Origin of the sequence: Trichococcus paludicola, assembly GCF_003052295.1 — a bacterium.
GTDB lineage: Bacteria > Bacillota > Bacilli > Lactobacillales > Aerococcaceae > Trichococcus > Trichococcus paludicola.
In genome coordinates, this window is sequence record NZ_QBLC01000001.1 from 17,323 (window position 1) to 37,343 (window position 20,021).

Consider the following 20,021-nt stretch of genomic DNA (forward strand, 5'->3'; position numbering starts at 1 on the left):
AGTATATGAACAAAAAGATACGTTTGGTTCACTCCATCCATTTCAAGATACCGATGCTGTTCATTCTCCTCCTTTTGGTATCCCTGCAACTGATCGGTGCTTACTTTATCCGTGAACTGGAAACGAAAATGATCAGCAACTTCGACAGCCAAATGAGCCTGAATGCGGGCTTTCTTGAGAAAACGTTGCAGCCGATCCTGATGGCCGATGAGACGGAAAAGCTGGAGGAGTCGGTCCAGACCATCCTTAGCGATTTTACGGGCTCCAACATTCTGGAAACGCAGGTCATGGATGAACAGGGGTATATTCTCGGAATCAATGACCAAACGCTGCAATCTTTGATCGGAACGAAGTCGACCGATCGGGATGTCCAACAGGTCATTCTTCTGGATGCACCCTCTTCCTATCAATATGTGAAGGAAGACACGAACAGCCGCGTGCTCAAGAACATCAGTCCGATCTATTCGACTGACAATACCGGTACCCTTATCGGGGTGTTGGTGATGGAATCGAATATCGAGTCGGTCTATTCGCAGATGAGCCAGACAGTGGGCATCTTTCTGAACGCTTCGGTTGTGGCAATCATCATTACGATCGTGTTGGCTGTGATCATCTCCCGCGGTATCACGCGGCCCATTTCCGAAATGCGCAGGCAGACGGCCAACATTGCCGACGGGGATTATTCCGGCAAGGTAACGGTCTATGGTGCGGATGAATTGGGCGAATTGGCTGATACCATCAACGATCTGTCCTACAAAGTCAAGGATGCGCAGGAAACGACGGAATCGGAGCGCCAAAGGTTGGATAGCGTCCTGCGGCACATGACGGATGGCGTATTGGCCACCGATCGCCGCGGCAAAATCATCATCATCAATAGCCGGGCGATGGATCTGCTCTCGATTTCCCAAGACAAAGCGATCGGACAATCAATCATGAAAGTGCTGAAGCTGGGCGAGAAATTCACTTTCCGCCAGTTGTTGGAGACGCAGGATGAATTGATTCTGAATATTCCGACTGAAGATCAGGATACGATCCTGCGCGGAGAATTTTCCGTCATCCAGCGGGAATCCGGCTTCATCAGCGGATTGGTCTGCGTGCTTTCCGACATCACAGAGCAGGAAAAAGTCGAACAGGAACGTCGCAGCTTCGTTTCCAATGTGTCCCATGAACTGCGCACACCGTTGACGAGCGTGAAAAGTTATACGGAATCGCTGATCGACGGTGCTTGGGAAGACAAAGACATCGCTCCTGAATTCCTGAAGGTCATTTCCACCGAGACCGATCGGATGATCCGGATGATCACCGATTTGCTGAATCTCTCCCGGATGGATCAAGGCAAACAGGAACTGAACCTGGAGTTCGTCAGCATCAATGAGCTGGTCGCGCATATCATCGATCGCTTCGAAGTGGTGTTGAAATCGGAACAGTACCGCAACAAAAAATATAAGATCGAACGGGACTTCACGCAACGTACGCTGTGGGTCGAAATCGATCAGGATAAATTTATCCAAGTAATCGACAATATCATGAACAATGCCATCAAATATTCTCCGGACGGCGGGAAAATAACCTGCAGACTGATGGAGACGCATAACAGTGTCGTCATCAGCATCACCGATGAGGGCTTGGGCATTCCGCGTAAGGACATCGGCCATGTCTTTGACCGATTCTATCGGGTGGACAAGGCGCGTGCTCGTTCGATGGGCGGCACCGGGCTAGGATTGGCCATTTCCAAAGAGGTCGTCCAATTGCACGGCGGGAAAATCTGGGTAACCAGTGTGGAAAATAAAGGGTCCACTTTCTTTATTTCCTTGCCGTACATTCCGATGGATGAGGAGGATGAGTGGGAATGAGACAAAAAGAATCACCGATACTGAGCGCTCTATTATACACGTTGGTCGCAATCAGCTTGTTTCTGACGGTCAGAATCCTTTCCACTCCGAGCACGATCGGGTTAAGCCAGAATTCGACGACATCCGTCTCTGCCAATCTGACAAACACGAAGAAGATAGAGGATGTCTTTGCGCCGATAAGGATGATCGTCCATACGGATAAGCGCATCTACTTGACGCAAACGCCGAAAATCATGAAGAGCGTGAATGAGCTGTTGGGTGAGAGTTTGCTTGACGGGATCGAAGATGTCTCAACCTACACGCAGGAGGAGTTTGATGCGCTTATTCTGGCACCTACCCAACTGGAGATCCGCTTTGCCGAGGAAGTTCCCCTGGAGTTGCTTTCGCGTTATTTCACGAATCTCCAGGAGGATTATTATGCTGACACGATCGATCGGATCATTTTCAACTCAAATGAAGAGGATCCCATCTATCTGTTGAATGATGAGACGAAGCAAGTATTCACCTCAAAGCGGCCGGATAATGTGCTGCAGCCGTTGGTGGACCTTTACGAAGGACAAAAGGATGCGTACATGGAAGTGGAATCGTATGAATCCGAATCATCCATCTCTTACCTTCCGAAAGAGGCAATCACGATCCAAAAGTTGGTCTATCTGGTTGAGAAACCTTCGAACAGCTATTTCATCGATCTGCTTTTCAGTGATACAACCGACCTGAAGGACAACGGAAACGACGAATTCGTGAGTTATAGTGATAACATTTCCGAATTGAGCATCCATAAGGAAACCGGGCAGTTGAACTATTACCGCAACATCCTCGATGCCGAGGATGTGCCTGATTATCGGTTGATCCGCGACAGTTTCCATGAAATCAAAATGTTGGACAACTGGACAAATCCTTTTTATTTCTATGGGTTCGATGAGGACACGGATAATGTTTATTACCGAAGATACGTAAACGGCTATCCGATTTTCGGGGAAATTGATTACGGGTTGACGCGGATCCATATGTCCGGATCATTTATGACGGAACTGCAATTCCTGACGCAAGTCATCCAGACACCGCTGACGGATCGCGGAGAGGATGTCACCCTGTTGAGCGGGACAGACCTTTTGGCTGCGCTGGATGCCGGTGGCTACAGCAGCCAAGAGATTCAGATGATCGCATTGGGGTATGATTGGACGTTCAGCGAAGAATCCAACCGTCTCGTCAATCTGATGCCAAAATGGTTCGTTCAGATCGACGGAGCATGGAAGTCGCTGGACCAATGGCTCGGCGGAACGGAAACGGAGGCGGATGATAGTGGACTTTAGACGCATCAAAATCATTTTTATCCTCACCTTCGCAGCCCTGAACATCTATCTGCTAAGCGTGCTGTTGGAAAAAAACGCCACGACATTGAGCTTCGGCAGCGAGAGCACTACCCTGAACATCGAAGAGGCAATGAAGGCGGATGACATCGCGTTTCCGACTCTGTCGACCGACCAGGAGAAGATCCCATTGCTGAAGACGGACAAAGGCGGCATGCTGGAAGCCGAGCAGTCAAAGCTGGTGAATCAGACGACGGTCTTTGAAGATGGTGTGTTGTCAAGTGTCCTGTCGAATCCGATCCCGCTTGAGATCGATGCGGAAGATTTGACGATCGTCGACAGAACGCCGATCGCAGATTTCATCTTGCAAGGCAACGTACTCTACGGGGCTGAATATACCTTCCTTACCTATTTGCCGCTCCGGCGACAACTGGTGTACGCGCAAGTCGCAAACAATATTCCCATCGGCGACAGTACGGGCAGCATCACGTTCAACTTGGATCCCGATTATGAAGTCATTTCCTATGAACAGACTTTTGCGGGTGTGGCTGAAGTGCAAGGCAGCAGCAGGACCGTGATTTCGCAGAAGCGAGCGGTCGAAGCACTGTATCTCAATAACCAGATTCCCTCGAATTCCACTGTGCGGATGGTGCAATTGACCTATTACCGCACGTTGAGCCTGTCGGATATGGATATCTACAGCCCAATGTGGTATATCGAAATCAAAATCGAAAACGCACCTGTGGAAATAAGACGGGTTGATGCTTTGACCGGAAGCATCATCACGACGTCCACCGTTTCGCTTCCGTCAGCTGAAGCGCAAATCCAAGCGAAAACTGCCAACAAAAGTGCTTTACTGATGGAGGAAGTGGACTCTTCGGAAACGGAAAACACCCTGGATTGAAACGGAAATTGGGGTTTCAACCAACATAAACAAAAGGAAGGATCTCGAAATGAGGTTCTTCCTTTTTTAACGGAGATAAGTTTGTTAAAATGGGGGTATCAGAAGCGACAAGCTTGATGGAGGGTATCGGAAGGGGAAGGTAATGATGAAACGGATAGGCTCGATTATGCTGTTCATGTTCTTTTTTTTGATTGGATTTGGACAGAAGGAAGTACAAGCCCGTTCCTATGAGATTACGAATTATGATGTGTTGGTCGAAATACAGCGGGATGGTAGCGCTTTTTTCACTGAGAGCATCACTTACGATTTTGAAGGGGAATTCAATGGGGTGCTGTATGATTTGGATATTTCAGAGGTAGCGGATCCGACAGACGTAAAAGTGTCGATGCAAGGGTATCTGTCGGAAACTCCTTTCCCATTTGCTTTAAGCGATACGGAGGAACCAGGGACGTTCAAAATCGACAACACCGGTGATTTCCTGAATTTCACCGTGTACAATAAAATGACGGATGAAATTCAGACGGTCATCTATCAGTACCGCATTCCTGAAATCGTCACGAATTATAACGACATAGCGGAGTTAAACCGCAAAGTCATCGGTTCCGCCTGGGAGGATCCGTTGAATGACGTGGATATTACTGTTCTTTTGCCGGAAGCTACCGGTGAAGAAGAATTGCGCGCTTGGGGCCACGGCGGCGACGAGAACAGCACCGTGACACTGGAAGACAATCAAAAAGTCTTGCTGTACGTCCCGCAGAATCCTGCCAATCAATTCGTGGAGGCCCATGTGATTTTCCCGACCAGAATCACTGCAGACAATCCGAATGTGGTGAATGAAGATAAATTCGATGAAATATTGGCGCAGGAAGCCGCATTGGCCGAGGAAGAGCAACGCAATGCGTGGCTCTTCGGAATAATCAGTGCGGTCTTGGCGGTAGTTGCACCGATTCTGCCGATTCTGGTGTTCTTGTGGGTAAGAAAAGCCAGAAAAAAAGAAATTCCGCAAGAAATCCATCTACCGGACCATATCTACGAATTGCCTGAAGACATGACGCCGGCTGTCATGAATGGTGCCGTCTTCACCGGAAATGTACAGGCTACTGACATTTCGGCCACTATTCTTGATTTGGTGCGGAAAGGCTATCTGACGATTTCGCCGGTGCAAATCCCTCAAAAAGGGATTTTCGGACGAGAAAAAGCGCCGGAAGATTCCTTCCGTCTGACGCAGATCAAGGACACAAAAAATGCCCCGCTCCTGAGCCACGAAAAACAGCTAGTGGATTGGTTCATCGGCGATGTCGGGGATGGGGAAAGCGTCACGCTCGATGATATCGAGAACATCGCCGACAATTCGGCGGAAGCGAAACGTTTCAATGAGAATCGGGTCAAATGGCAAGAGCGCGTGATGGATGTGGCTTCGCCGAAACGCCAGAACTATCGTTCGAAGGATAACAAAAAAGCTGTCGCCTTCGCGGTGCTGGCTTTGGTTGCAAACATCTTCCTGTTGTTCGCGATCGTGTTCTTCGGCATCATGGGCGGCACTTTCACAGTGTGGGCAATCATTCTTGCTGTTCTGGGTGCGGTGCTCAGTTTCATCCAGCTCATGGCAGTGGCTGTCAAGCCGATCATGACGGCCGATGGGGAACGCGCGAAACAGGAATGGGCCGGCTTCCGCAATATGCTGAAGGACGTGGGGGATTTTCCGATGCGCGATGTCGGATCCATCGCTCTATGGGATCATTTCTTGGTCTATGCCGTCTCTTTGGGGGTGGCCGACAAAGTCATGAAGCAGATGCAGGTCGAGTTTCCTGTCAATGAGATCCAGGCTTCCGCTTTCGGCAGCTATTACTACATGAACAACGCCATCTTCCTGTCCTCGCTGAACAACAGCATCAACACCGGCGTAACCAAATCGATGCCGACTTCCTCGAACAGCAGCGGCTTCGGCGGCGGTTTCAGCGGAGGTTCATCCGGCGGTTCCGGTGGCGGTTCCGGCGGCGGGGCTTTCTGACGAACCTCGTCCATACTTTCAAAAACATCCTATTCTGAACCAGAGCAGGGTGTTTTTGTTTCAGATACCGGGCTATATTCCAGCAGACAATCCTTTATTTGATAAAAGATGAAAGGTCGAGGTGCGAACAGAATGAAAGAGAAAGAACAGAATGAATTGCAGTCGTTATATCAAGAGATGCAGGCGCTCCGTCAGGCGGTTTATGAGGAAGGCAATGCCCTCTTTGCGGAATGGAAGCCTGGCATTTCCCGGACATCGTTTGAGCTCAGCGCCAAAAACCTTGCCTACTATCTGGCGTTGCGACGCAGGGATATCCGACCTTTGCAGAGTCGTCTGTCCAAATGGGGGTTATCCTCACTGGGAAGAACGGAATCGAAAGTGCTCCAACAGCTGGATGCGATCGTCCGCAACTTGGCCTTGATGTCAGGAGAAATCAAGCAGTTGGCTGATTATCCTAAAACAAGCGGGAAATTTCCAGGCCGGAAAAAACTGGCAACCGAGGCGAATGCCTTATTAGGTGACCCGCCGAAGCACCGGACGACCCGGATCATGGTTACCCTTCCGGAACAGGCTGCAGAGGATAAAGCCTTTCTTGTCCGCCTGTTGGAGCGCGGCATGGATATCGCCCGTGTCAACTGCGCCCATGATGACAGTGCAGTCTGGCTTAAGATGGTCGAAAACCTGAAGGAAGCCCAAAAAACTACCGGTAAAAGTTGCCGTATCTATTTTGACATCGCGGGCCCGAAAATCCGGGTTGATGCCGTCATCAGCGAAAAAGATAAGCCGCGCCTAAAAGTTGGCGACCTTTTCTTCCTGACGGCGGATGCTGCCTTCAAAGATCTGAAACACTATCCGATCATTGTCTTCAGCGAAAGCCTGAATCTTTTTGATGCGCTGAAGGTCGACAGTCCGGTCATTTTGGATGACGGCGTCCTGGAAGGGCGTGTTGTGGAACAGAAACCGCAAGGCATCGTTGTGCAGGTCGGAAAAGTTGCCAAGCCAAAGGGAATCAGAGTGAAGGCGCAGAAAGGGCTCAATTTCCCGGAATCAACTTTTAGGATGCCAATCTTGACGGATAAGGATCGCGAAGACTTACTGGTGGCCGAAAAGGATGCCGACATCCTAGGCTTCTCTTTTGTCCGCGGCAGCAAGGACATTGCCGCTATCCAGAAGACTTTAGTGGAGCAGGTCGGAAGCGAAGCAGCTGCAGCTATCCCGCTGGTGATCAAAATTGAAACGGTGGAAGCCGTGAACCATCTGCCGGAGCTGATCGTTGCCGCAGCCAGCCAAAATCCTTTGGCGATCATGATCGCCCGCGGGGACTTGGCTGCTGAGGCCGGGTTCCTGCGTTTGTCGGAACTGCAGGAGGAAATACTCTGGATCTGCGAGGCTGCCCATATTCCCGTCATCTGGAGCACACAGGTGCTCGAGAATATGGTGAAGAACGGGGTGCCGACGCGGGCGGAGATGTCGGATGCGACGATGGCCGGACAAGCGGAGTGCGTCATGCTGAACAAAGGCGAATTCGTGGAAGAGGGGATCACCTTGCTGGATGCGATACTGGTGCAGAGCCAACAGAACCGATCGAAGAAGACAGCCCAGCTGCGTGCGCTCAAAATCGCCAAGAAAGCATGGCGCAAGCCCAAAAAATAATCGGCTTTCGGAGTGGTCTCCCCATGCAGTGCCGGAAGATTAACTTTTCCTAACAGGGAGAAAAATTACTGGTATTTTCCAAAAAATAAGTTACACTTATGGATGTATTGGAGGGGCTATGTTTGATTGAGACAATAGAAAAAGAGGGCATGCGCGTCAGCTATCTGGCGAGCGGCAGTTCCGGCAACTGCACCTATATCGAGACACCCAAACGGAAAATATTGGTGGACTGCGGACTAAGCGGCAAGAAAATCGCTGGTCTGATGGCGAAGATCGACCGCAACCTTGCGGATGTGGACACGATCCTCGTCACGCACGAACACCGCGATCACGTGCACGGCTTAGGCGTTTTGGCGCGCAAGTACCACATGGATCTTTATGCGAACGAAGCGACTTGGAAGGCGATGGACCACATCATCGGCAACGTCAAGACCGAGCAGAAGCACATCTTCGAGATGGGTCAGGTGCTGACCTTGGGCGATGTCGACATCCAAAGTTACGGCGTTTCCCATGATGCTGCCGAACCGCAGTTCTACTCCTTCCATCATGAAGGTAAGCAGATGGTCATGTTAACCGATACCGGCTACGTCAGCGATCGCTTGCGCGGCCTTTTGCGTGATGCGGATGCGTACCTCATCGAAAGCAACCACGATCTGGAATTGCTGCGCATGGGCGGGTATCCTTGGTCGCTGAAACAGCGCATTTTAGGGGATGAAGGCCATCTGTCCAATGAGGATGGAGCTGCCGCCGTCGCCGAAATGCTGGGTGACCGGACAAAGCGCATCTATCTGGGGCATTTGAGCCGGGACAACAACATCAAGACCTTGGCGCACCATACGGCTGAAAGCATTCTGATGCAAAAAGGCATGGGCGTCAATGAAGATTTTTTTGTATATGATACCGATCCGGACGAGCCAACCGAACTTTTCAGAGTTTAGGCGACAGGCGGGATGGCAAGTGCAGGAGGGGCGAATCGAGTGATTCCGCTCTTTTTTGCATACGCGGGTATGATACAATAAGCTCACTGAGGATCAACTTTCCGAAATATTCTCTTACTATCTTCATAATTTATTCAAAATAAGGAACTATACTGAACTTGTAGAACGATAAGGAGGAATCATCATGGACAGGGACGAAGAAAACAAAAATAATCCGCTTAATCAAGAAGAATACAATGAAACGGAGACTGAATCGACTGCCACCGACGCTCCATCTGCTGATCACAATCAAGAAGACTTATCCGAAGAAACAGAAATAGAAGCCGAATACACTGAGGTCGAAGAAACGGCCAGCGAAGAAGAGTCGGTTGTGGAACCAACCGCAAGCACAAGGCCGACGATGAACAAAGAGGAACGCGCGCGCGTATACAACACTGTTAACGAAACCGAAGACGCATCCAGACGTCCAAAAGACCGCAAAAATTCACCGATCAGGAACGGAATCGTCGGCGGACTGATAGGAGGAGGGATGGTCGCCCTGATCGGCGCTGGCTTGCTGTTCGGTTCGGGCATCCTCGGCAACGAATCCGGTACAGATGGCAATGGAAACACATCCGTCAACGAAACCGTGACGGATGTCGCCGTCAACATAACGACCGATACGACGGCAGCTGTGGAAAAAGTGCAGGACGCGGTCGTGTCCATCATCAATATGCAGGCAGGCAATACGAACATGTTCGGCTTCGATCTGCCGCAGAACTCTTCTGACACCACAAATGGAACCTTGGAGACATCAAGTGAGGGCAGTGGCGTCATCTATAAAATCGAGGACGACCTTGCCTATATCGTTACGAACAACCACGTCATCGATGGAGCGGTTGAACTGGAAATCCTGATGAAGGACGGCACGAAAGAGGTAGCTACCGTCGTCGGAAGCGATGTCTGGACCGATTTGGCCGTCTTGACGATTCCGGCAGCCAATGTCACCGCAGTGGCTTCCTTCGGTGATTCCGATGCTGTGAATGTGGGTGAACCAGCCATCGCAATCGGCTCTCCGCTCGGAACCGAGTTTGCAACTTCGGTCACGCAAGGGATCATTTCAGCCAAGAACCGTTCCGTATCCACAGATGTGGATGGGGACAGCATCGTCGACTGGGATGTGACGGCGTTGCAGACGGATGCGGCGATCAATCCGGGTAATTCCGGTGGCGCGCTGATCAACATCGCCGGACAGGTCATCGGCATCAACTCGATGAAAATATCCGATTCTAATGTTGAGGGGATGGGCTTCGCGATTCCGAGCAATGACGTTCTGACCATCATCAACGAACTGGAACAGAACGGCGAAATCGTGCGTCCAATCCTGGGCGTATCCATGCTGGATCTCTCCCAGATTTCGGCGGCCCAACAAAGCTCCGTCCTGACGCTGCCTGAGGGTGTGACGGAAGGCGTCGTCATCGCCGAAGTCCAGGCTTTATCTGCAGCTGAATTGGGCGGATTGGAACAATACGACGTCATCACGGAAATGAACGGCGAAGCCGTAACGAGCATCGTAGACCTGCGCAAAATCCTGTATGCACTGGAAGTAGGAACCGACGTGGAAATCTCCTACTACCGCGCAGGAACGCTGCAGTCAACGACCGTGACCCTGACTGAAGGGCAGACTTCAGCCGAATAAGCTGAAAAAATAATTGAATGTTGAACACCCCGCATGGCGTCTCTTGAGAGCAGCTATGCGGGGTGTTTTGTGTTTTGGGGTTATAGCGACGGGTCGCTGGGAAGGGATTGGATCTTGGAGGATGGATAAGTCCGAGTTATCATCCTCCACCCAGAAAACAAAGCTGAAAAGAGTAGAAATCCACATAAGTGTGGATAATTTCTGTGGAAAAAAAGTTTATGTGTGCAAAACGCGTAAATGATGATGGGAGCGGTGCTTTCTGAAAATGGGAGTTATCCACAGAAATCCGAGAAGTCTGTGTATAAGAATGTGACCCCATGTGAAAAATGCTAATTAATCGTTGGTAAATAAGGGATAAATAGCATTTCGATTGCTCAACAGGCCATGTGCATAACTGTGCGGGTAGGGGGATAATTCATTTTAAGGATAATCAATATGATGTGGCCAAAAATAATGCTACCACTAGATAACGGGGGAACGTGTGTACATGTGCATAACTTTTGTGGATAAGGTGTGAGTTGGGTGTGTGAAGTGGGTATAACCGAAGGCATAATCCAAAACCTGGGCAGCAAAAATCTGATTTCGATTATCAAACAAAAAAACAGCATCCCGAAAATGGGATGCTGCAGAAAAAATCAAGTCAGTTGGTTCAAGTAGTCGTAACGTTCGAAGACATCGGATTCGGTGATGCCCACAAGCACGATATCTTTATCCACAATATAATCGCCCGAGAAGGATACGTTCAGGTGCTCACCGCGGTGTTGACGGAGGCCGATGATATTGATGTCGTATTTGTTGCGCAGATCCAAATCACCCAGGGTTCTGCCCACCCATTTAGCTGGAGGATAGAATTCGATGATGGAAGTCTGGTCATCCAAGTTCACCACATCTTCAATGTTTGTGCGCAGGATGTTTTTGGCGACGCGCATCCCGGTTTCCTTTTCAGGCAGGATGACCGTGTCGGCGCCGATCGCCTCCAAAACTTCACGGTAATTTTTGTTTTTGGCTTTTGCGATGATATGCTTGATGCCAAGTTTTTTGCAGTTCATGACGGCCAGCACGCTTGCTTCCAATACGGTACCGGTAGCGATCACGACCACATCGCAGTCGGAGAGTCCGATCGATTCCAACAAGGCCAAATCCGTTACGTCTCCGATGATTCCTTTTGTGATGAATGGTTCCAAACGGTTTACGTTCTCAGGATCCTTATCGACAGCGATAACATCCGCATCGAATTCGCTCAATGTTTTTGCGATTGTCGATCCGAAAATACCAAGACCCAAAATTCCAACCAATTTACTCATATTAATATACGCTCCTCTTTGCTATTATCCGATCAGGATATTTCCTTTAGAATATTCAACATCTTGAACCTTTTGCGTACGTTTTGCCAAACTGTCCAACAGCGTGATCGGGCCGATACGACCGGCGAACATTAAGAACATGATGACTGCTTGGCTCAAACGATCCAATGTAGGCGTCAGATTTGCGCTGACTCCGACTGTCGCAAGCGCTGAAATGGATTCAAAAAGAATGTAAATGAAATCCACCTCAGGATTCAGGATGCTCAACAGGCTAGTGCCAACAATCAAGGTGCCCAAAAGCGCCATAAAGATGACGAAAGCCTGACGGACTTGCTGGCGGCTGATTGTGTGGTTCGCGATATTCACATTGCTCTGTCCGCGCAACTCATTGTAGAGCGTCAGGAAGATGATCGCGAATGTCGTAGTCTTCAGACCGCCCGCTGTACCCCCTGGAGAACCACCGACAAACATGGTCAGCACAAACCAGAAGAGTGTAAATGGATAAACGGTTGTGTAGTCGATCGTCGCGAAACCAGCAGTACGCATGGTGACGGTCTGGAAATAACCGGCCAAGAGTTTCTGCGGGAAAGTGAACGTCCCGATCGAGTTCGGGTTATTGTATTCAACAGCGACGAAAAATACAATCCCGACAAAAATGACAATCAGAGTGACACCAATAGCCAAGCGGCTGTGCAAGGACAGACCACGGAAAAATACTTTCAGACTAGGTCTGCATTTTTTGCCCATATAGCATTTCACGCTCTTTGATACATCGAACCAGACCGAGAAACCGATACCGCCCAAAATGATGAGCGAGGTGATGACAAAATTCACCAGCGGATCATGGACGTAAGCAACCAAGCTGACGTTTCCCAATGTATCGAATCCGGCATTACAGAATGCGGAAATCGTCAAGAACAGGGAAGTGAACAATCCGGATGGCCAGCCCATTTCCGGCACAAAGCGGAGAGAAAGCAGAAGGAAACCGGTCCCTTCGATGACAGCGGTATATTTCAGGATATCCGAGAGATAATCCTTGAATCCGCGCGCATCCCCACGGTTGATCCCCTCCTGGACGGCCAAGCGGTTCCGCAGGCCCATCCTTCCTTTCAGACGCGTGATGACGGAAGCAATCAGGGTCATCAACCCCAGACCTCCGATCTGCATCAGGACCATCCCAACGATCTGGCCGAAGATGGTATAAGAATCATGGACTGATTCGGTGAATAGCCCGGTCACGCATACCATAGAAACTGCCGTGAATAGGTTATCCAGATAAGTCGCATTTGATGTGGGTAATTGGCTGATAGGCAATGTCAATAAAAGAGAGCCCGTAAAGATGACAAAGGCGAAGCTCGTTGCGATCTTTTGCGAAACAGACCAACCCGAAAATTTCTTTAACACAATGGTTCAAATTCTCCTCTCAGATAGCATGCGATAGGATTTGTTACTTCATTATAATGCTACCGTATGATTAAGCAACTCAAAAGCATAAGGATATCTTAAATCATTTGCGGAAAAAAGCAAATGGTTTTCATGCCTTTTTCTGACGAAAATTGCACTTTCCTTCATATTATAATAAGACTGTACAACCATGTTGGTTAATAATAAGATAAACGCGAAATCGTATACATATTTCTATCAATAAACCGCCAGACAAAAAGACGGTTGCGAAATCGCACTTGTTCCCATAGGATAGTAGATGAGAACAAAAAGGAGCGAAAAGGAATGAACATAAAAATCATCACGGTCGGAAAACTGAAGGAGAAATATCTGAAGGAGGGCATCGCCGAATACACGAAGCGGCTGGGCAGCTACTGCAAGCTGCAGATCATCGAGGTCGGGGACGAAAAAGCGCCCGAAAACCTGAGCGATAAGGAGATGGAAATCATCAAGGACAAAGAGGGCGAAAAGATCCTCGCCAAAATCCCGGAACAGAGCTATGTCTTCGCGATGGCGATCCAAGGGAAACAGTACGATTCGGTGGAATTCGCCAACGAAATCGACAAACTCGGCACATCCGGCAAAAGCGACATCGTCTTCATCATCGGCGGCTCGCTCGGCCTCAGCCAAGCCGTCCTGTCCCGCGCCAACCAGCACATCTCCTTCGGCAAACTGACCTACCCCCACCAACTGATGCGCCTTGTGCTTGTCGAACAGATTTACCGCGCTTTCCGGATTATCCATGGGCATGCGTATCACAAATAAATGAGGTTTTTTCTGTAGTACCATGATAAGTGCCATCATCTATAAAAGGATGATGGTTATTTTTTTTCCGAGAAAGGCTCACTTAGATGTATACAGAAGGGCTTACAGAATGATGTTGAATAATTTGCTAGATATTGAGATAATAAAAATAATAAAAATAATAATTTCAATGGGAGAGGAGGAACTTTATCGTGCAATTTAAACAGATTTCCAATAAAGGTGATGATACCATTGCCAATGAGCTGAAATTAAATTTAGATAGAAACTCGAAGTTATCAATAATTTCAGCTTACTTTACGATTTACGCATTCAACGCATTGAAGGATCAGTTAAAGAATATTGAAGAAATGCGATTTGTCTATACAGAGCCAACCTTTATTCAAAGCGAGAATGATAAAAAGAGGCAATATCAAATCGAAAAAAATAGTGAAACCAATCTTACAGGAAATGAATTTGAATTGAAGTTACGGAATCAGATGACAGGACCAGCCATAGCCCGAGAGGCTGCTGACTGGATAAAAGAAAAAGTTACTTTTAAATCCATTAAAGGAGAGACAACCGTAAGTAAAAAATTCATTGTCGAGAATAGCAAAAAAGAAGAAAAGAATCTGACCATTTTAGGAGAGATGGATTTTACTTCAGATAAGCTAGGAGTTACCCATTCAAACCATATGGGTGGTTTTTCTGTTCTCTCAAGTGAGGCTGCCGTAAAAGATTTACTTAAAGAATTTGATGAAATTTGGAATGATAACAATCGTGTGAAAGACGTTACCAAGGATGTGCTTAGTCATATCCAAAAATTTTATCAAGAAAATTCGCCCGAATGGATTTATTTTGTCAGCCTTTATCATATTTTCGAAAACCAAATCGGTGAACTAGTAGAAGATAACATCATCAAAAAAGGGATCAACTTCAAAGATACTGCCATTTGGAATAAACTATATAAATTTCAGCAAGATGGTGTAATCGGGGCTATTGATAAAATCGAAAGATATAACGGTTGTATCCTGGCAGATAGTGTGGGGCTAGGTAAAACATTCTCGGCATTAGCCGTCATTAAATATTATGAATTGAGAAATGATCGAGTTCTGGTCCTATGTCCCAAAAAATTGCGTGATAACTGGACAATCTACACTCAAAATGACAAACGTAATATATTGGAGAAAGACCGATTTAATTATGATGTCCTTCATCATACTGATTTATCAAGATATTATGGATATACCGGAGACGTTAACTTGGGGACAATAAATTGGTCAAACTATGATTTGGTGGTTATCGATGAATCCCACAATTTCCGAAATAATTCCATATCAAAAAAAGATAGCATCACAAGATACCAAAGATTGATGCAAGATATCATCAAAGCGGGTGTGAAAACCAAAGTGATGATGCTTTCGGCAACTCCTGTAAATAACCGGATGACGGATATCAAAAATCAAATTGCGTTTATCACGGAGGGGAAGGATTCAGCGCTAGAAAATGAAGGTATTTCAAGCATTGAATATACGTTGAAATCAGCTCAAGAATCCTTTAACAGATGGAACAGCGAAGATCCTGAGCGAAGAACGACAAATGGTTTCATTGAATCCGTGAATCCTGATTATTTCAAATTACTTGATTTGTTGACGATTGCCCGAAGCCGGAAGCATATCGAGAAGTATTATAAGCTGTCGAACACGATTAAGTTTCCGACACGGCTAGATCCGAAATCGATCAAATCCGATATTGACATAAAGAGAGAATTTCCTTCAATTGCGGACGTGAATGATTTAATAAAAGAATTGAATCTGGGCGTGTACAGACCGTTGACCTACGTTTTGCCCAACATGCGCAAAAAATATACGGACAAGTATGACACAGTGGTTAAAGGCGGACAAAGTACGTTTACACAACTGGATCGTGAAACAGCAATCATCGGCTTGGTGCGTGTTAACCTTTTGAAGAGAATGGAGAGCTCTATTCACTCTTTTACTTTAACGTTGGAGCGGCTGCTGGGGAAAATAAATTATATTCTGGATAAAATTGATCATTTCTCATCCAACGGGACAACCATTGAAGAACTGAACGACTTGGAAGATGTCGATGATGATCAGCTCGAGGACTTAATGGTCGGTGATAAAGAAATCAAAATTCTGTTGAAGGATATGGATTTAATCAAATGGAAAGATGCTTTAGTGGATGATAAAGATAAAATCGAAACAATTCTTACCTCTGCTAGGGATATTACCTCTGATCGAGATCAAAAATTGGATGATCTTAAAATTCTGATTGAAGAAAAGCTTGCCCACCCCATAAATGAAGGTAATAAGAAAATTATTATCTTTACTGCCTTTACGGACACCGCACAATACTTATACGAAAATATGGCTGATAAAATGTTGGGTAAATACAACATTCATGCAGCTTTAGTATCCGGGAGTGGCAAGAATAAAACAAATCTAAAAGGGGTTAGATCAACAGACTTAAATGACATTTTAACAAATTTTTCTCCGATTGCTAAGGAGAGAAATTCAATCTATCCCGACATGGTTCAAGAAATTGACTTGTTGATCGCAACTGATTGTATTTCTGAAGGACAAAACCTGCAAGACTGTGATTATTTGATTAACTACGATATTCACTGGAATCCGGTGCGCGTCATCCAACGATTTGGTAGAATCGATCGAATAGGCTCAAAAAATGATGTTATCCAGCTGGTGAATTTTTGGCCAAACATGGAACTAGACGAATATATCAATCTGGAACAACGAGTTCGTGGACGGATGGTCCTGTTAGATACATCCGCAACCGGGGAAGAAAATCTGCTGGATACAGGTAGTAAAGAAATGAATGACCTGTACTATCGAAAGAATCAACTGGAGCAATTGCAAACACAAGTAGTTGATTTGGAAGATGTAAACGGCTCTATCTCAATAACTGATTTAACCTTCAATGATTACAAGATGGATTTAATGGAAGCTTTAAAAACACAGCGGAAGAACTTGGAGAAGGCGCCCAAAGGTATGTATGCGATTGCGGATAGTTCCACCTTTGAGGATGCGGAGCCCGGAGTTATCTTCTTATTGAAACAAAAAGCTGAAGATTTAGGGCAGGAAAACAGTATCTTGCCATATATCATGATTTACTTAAGAGAAGATGGGGAAGCAAAACTGCATTATACGCAATCCAAAAAAATATTGGATTACTTCAAGAAGCTCTGCCAAGGGAATGATAAGTTTTACCAGGAATTGATAGATATTTTCAATGAAGGGACGAACTACGGAAGTGACATGCAAGATTACTCGGATTTGTTGCGGGAAGCCATTGATATTATCCGCGGCAAGAAGGAAGAGGTAGGCTTAGCCTCCTTATTCTCCGTGGGTGGAACGACTTTACAAACGGAGTTGCTGAACAACCTAGAGGACGTTGAATTGATTTCGTTTTTGATCATTAAGGAGGGATGATGGCATGAATTCTAAAGAGTGGATAAAGTCATTGGGAATACCCCAAAATGCAGTCATCGACCGAAATCTACCCAAACAAGCTTTTTACCAAAATGCAGATCTATCGTCATCCGAAAAGGAAATGATTCAAAAAGGCATTGAACGTGCTAGATGGTTAGGTTCAATCAAGGAATCAAATACCAATATCCTTAAATATGAAGATGAGGATGTTTGCTATGAAGAGATTGAATATTTCTATATTCAAGTAAGTAGTCGGGAGGCAGCTAGTAAGGTAGGCAAAATCATTTTTAATAGTATACCTTATCCATCATTTCTCATTGTCAACTTTGAAAATGCCTATCAATTTCAAATGGCCTTAACCAGAAAAAATGCCAATAATGCAAGTGTGTTAATTGTTGAGAGGACTTATGAATCAAAATGGAAAAGTAATGAAGAAAATAACCAATTGACGCCATTTCATTACTCGAATCAAAAGACGATTAATTTAAAAGAGTACTACCACTCCCTTTTATCGACACTTTTAAGCCAGACTATTGGGATTCCTGAAGTCAGAAAAGCTGAGATGGGGAATGATGTTATCAAACTCTACGAAGCATTGCAGTCATTGGACGTTGAAATTGAAGGCTTGGCTAAACAAGTAAAAAGTGAGAAGCAATTGAATAAACGCATTGAAATGCAACTGAAATTAACAAAGTTGAAAAAAGATAAAGAGCATCTACTAATTAGAACGAAGGAGACTGACAATGTTTGAAAAGATGAACGGGGAAACACCAGATTTAACGAAAGACAATATAGATAAGCTGAAACAACTTTTCCCGGAGATAGTGACTGATGGGAAAATTGACTTTGAGAAATTACAAGTAATATTAGGTGAAGAAATTGATGAAGGTCCAGACCGTTATAACTTCACTTGGAATGGAAAAAAAGAAACGATTCAATTCGCCCAACAATCTTCCAAAGGTACCTTGAGGCCTATTAAAGAAAAAAGCAAAAATTGGGATACAACGGGAAATCTCTACATAGAAGGTGATAACCTGGAAGTTCTAAAGCTGATGCAAAAATCTTATAACAACAAAGTGAAAATGATCTATATCGATCCCCCGTATAATACAGGAAATGATTTTATCTATAAGGATAATTTCAAGGATAACGTCAATTCCTATCTGGAATTAACTGGTCAGAAAGATGAACAAGGCAGAACGTATACCACGAATACTGAAAGCAATGGAAGATATCATACAGATTGGTTGAATATGGTATACCCTCGTCTTAAACTAGCAAGAAATTTACTGGCTTACGATGGTGTTATTTTTATTTCCATTGATGATAATGAAGTCTTTAACTTAAAAAAGGTATGTGATGAGATTTTCGGTTCCAATAATTTTGTCGCCCAATTGGCTGTCCAACTTAATCCAAGAGGTAGAAACCTCGATGTTTTTGTGGCGAAGACACATGAATCGGTACTGATATACGCTAAGGACTATTCACAACCATCCACCATAATTGGTGTTGAAAAAGAAGGCAGAATGGTTGATGAATATAATAAAGAAGATGAAACTGGTAAATATCGTGCAATTGGTTTGAGAAATAGAAATCAGGCATTTAATCCACAAACTCGTTCTAATTTATACTATCCTTTATATGTGAATCCTAGAACCAAAAAAGTTTCTACAGCTCAAAATAGTGATTTTTGTGACGAAGTATGGCCTGACGCTCCCGATGGAACAAAAACTTGTTGGACATGGATGAAGAAGAAAGTTGATGCAGAAAACGACTTGATTATTGCAGAGCGTTCTGGTAACGAATGGAGAATTTATAGAAAAGATTATCTTCATAAAGAAGATGGTATTGCAAAGACGTTAGTAAAATCTTTGTGGACAGATAATACCATCAATAATGACTATGGGAAAAAAGCAATAAAAGAGTTGTTTGATAACAATGTTATGAGTTTTCCGAAAGCTCCCGAATTAATTAAAAAGATGCTTCAAATTGGGACACGGCATAATTCCATTGTAATGGATTTCTTTTCTGGCTCATCTACAACCGCCCAAGCTACAATGCAATTAAATGCTGAAGATGGTGGGAATCGTAAGTTTATTATGGTTCAATTGCCAGAAATACTAGATGAAAAATCTGAAGCTTATCAAGACGGGTATCGCACAATTTGTGATATTGGCGAGGAACGCATTCGTCGTGCAGGTGAAAAAGTGAAAAATGATTTAATTGAGAAAAATAACAAAGAAGGTTTGCTTTCAGAGAATCAAGTGAGTCCAGATGATTTAGATATAGGGCTTAAAGTATTCAGTTTGGATAATTCTAATTTAATGGAGTGGCAAGCTGATTTTGATAAATTGGAATCGAATATTGATCTATTTGAAAGTAATTTCCTTAATGATCGTTCCGAGTTGGATGTTTTATTTGAAATTATGCTAAAGAATGGCTTGGACTTAACTTATCCTGTAAATGAGATAAGCGAAGGCAACCATAAAATTTATGATGTCGCAGCCGGAAATTTATTTGTGTGTTTGAATGACAATATTAATCGTGACGTTGCCCGAAAAATAGCAACACTACGAAAAGAATATGGAATCGAAACCAGTCAGGTAGTTTTCAAAGATAGTGGATTTGAGAATGATACGGAAAAATTGAATTGTTATGAAATTTTGAAAGAAGCTGGCTTTCAAGATTCGGACTTGTTGAGCATATAGGAGGTGGT

Annotated in this window: 13 protein-coding genes; 11 read left to right on the plus strand and 2 right to left on the minus strand. The window is 45.4% G+C overall.

Features of this window, described 5'->3' with window-relative positions:
- Window positions 1-5: 5 nt before the first annotated feature.
- The 7 genes from walK to C7R56_RS00115 all read left to right on the plus strand — a co-directional run bounded on the left by walK (window position 6) and on the right by C7R56_RS00115 (window position 10,347).
- Entirely contained in the window at window positions 6-1,853 is a 1,848-nt protein-coding gene (gene walK, locus C7R56_RS00085; RefSeq protein ID WP_107994614.1) for a cell wall metabolism sensor histidine kinase WalK, read from the plus strand.
- Entirely contained in the window at window positions 1,850-3,166 is a 1,317-nt protein-coding gene (locus C7R56_RS00090) for a YycH family regulatory protein (protein ID WP_107994615.1), read from the plus strand. Before walK ends, C7R56_RS00090 begins: the two co-directional genes overlap by 4 nt.
- A complete protein-coding gene (locus C7R56_RS00095; protein WP_159072099.1) occupies window positions 3,156-4,067 on the plus strand; it encodes a two-component system regulatory protein YycI in 912 nt (303 codons plus the stop codon). The genes C7R56_RS00090 and C7R56_RS00095 overlap by 11 nt, the downstream gene beginning before the upstream one ends.
- Before the next feature lie 142 nt (window positions 4,068-4,209).
- On the plus strand, window positions 4,210-6,078 hold the full coding sequence (locus tag C7R56_RS00100) for a DUF2207 domain-containing protein (RefSeq protein ID WP_107994617.1): 1,869 nt from the start codon (window positions 4,210-4,212) through the stop codon (window positions 6,076-6,078).
- A 132-nt stretch (window positions 6,079-6,210) separates the two neighbouring features.
- Window positions 6,211-7,731: a pyruvate kinase gene (locus tag C7R56_RS00105; RefSeq protein WP_159072100.1), complete on the plus strand. Its 1,521-nt coding sequence runs from the start codon at window positions 6,211-6,213 to the stop codon at window positions 7,729-7,731.
- Window positions 7,732-7,880: 149 nt separating this feature from the next.
- Entirely contained in the window at window positions 7,881-8,669 is a 789-nt protein-coding gene (locus C7R56_RS00110; RefSeq protein ID WP_192875250.1) for an MBL fold metallo-hydrolase, read from the plus strand.
- A gap of 400 nt (window positions 8,670-9,069) precedes the next feature.
- Window positions 9,070-10,347: a S1C family serine protease gene (locus tag C7R56_RS00115; RefSeq protein ID WP_407701474.1), complete on the plus strand. Its 1,278-nt coding sequence runs from the start codon at window positions 9,070-9,072 to the stop codon at window positions 10,345-10,347.
- A 635-nt stretch (window positions 10,348-10,982) separates the two neighbouring features.
- On the opposite strand, the gene C7R56_RS00120 is transcribed toward C7R56_RS00115, so the two are convergent.
- Together C7R56_RS00120 and C7R56_RS00125 are read right to left on the minus strand one after the other, a co-directional pair.
- Window positions 10,983-11,651, minus strand: coding sequence for a potassium channel family protein (locus C7R56_RS00120; protein WP_086987027.1), 669 nt, complete (start codon window positions 11,649-11,651; stop codon window positions 10,983-10,985).
- Between the two features lie 24 nt (window positions 11,652-11,675).
- Window positions 11,676-13,058 (minus strand): TrkH family potassium uptake protein, encoded by a 1,383-nt coding sequence (locus tag C7R56_RS00125; RefSeq protein WP_407701475.1) that lies wholly within the window; start codon window positions 13,056-13,058, stop codon window positions 11,676-11,678.
- A gap of 321 nt (window positions 13,059-13,379) precedes the next feature.
- On the opposite strand from C7R56_RS00125, the gene rlmH reads away from it, so the two are divergent.
- From rlmH to C7R56_RS00150, 4 genes are all read left to right on the plus strand, one after another.
- Window positions 13,380-13,859, plus strand: a complete 480-nt coding sequence (rlmH, locus tag C7R56_RS00130; RefSeq protein ID WP_086628949.1) for a 23S rRNA (pseudouridine(1915)-N(3))-methyltransferase RlmH — start codon at window positions 13,380-13,382, stop codon at window positions 13,857-13,859.
- 191 nt (window positions 13,860-14,050) lie between these two features.
- Entirely contained in the window at window positions 14,051-17,305 is a 3,255-nt protein-coding gene (locus tag C7R56_RS00140; protein WP_107994623.1) for a helicase-related protein, read from the plus strand.
- Window positions 17,306-17,309: 4 nt separating this feature from the next.
- Complete coding sequence (locus C7R56_RS00145) at window positions 17,310-18,056, plus strand: DUF4391 domain-containing protein (protein WP_107994624.1); 747 nt, start codon at window positions 17,310-17,312, stop codon at window positions 18,054-18,056.
- Window positions 18,049-20,013 (plus strand): site-specific DNA-methyltransferase, encoded by a 1,965-nt coding sequence (locus C7R56_RS00150; RefSeq protein ID WP_107994625.1) that lies wholly within the window; start codon window positions 18,049-18,051, stop codon window positions 20,011-20,013. The genes C7R56_RS00145 and C7R56_RS00150 overlap by 8 nt, the downstream gene beginning before the upstream one ends.
- The last annotated feature ends 8 nt before the right edge of the window (window positions 20,014-20,021 follow it).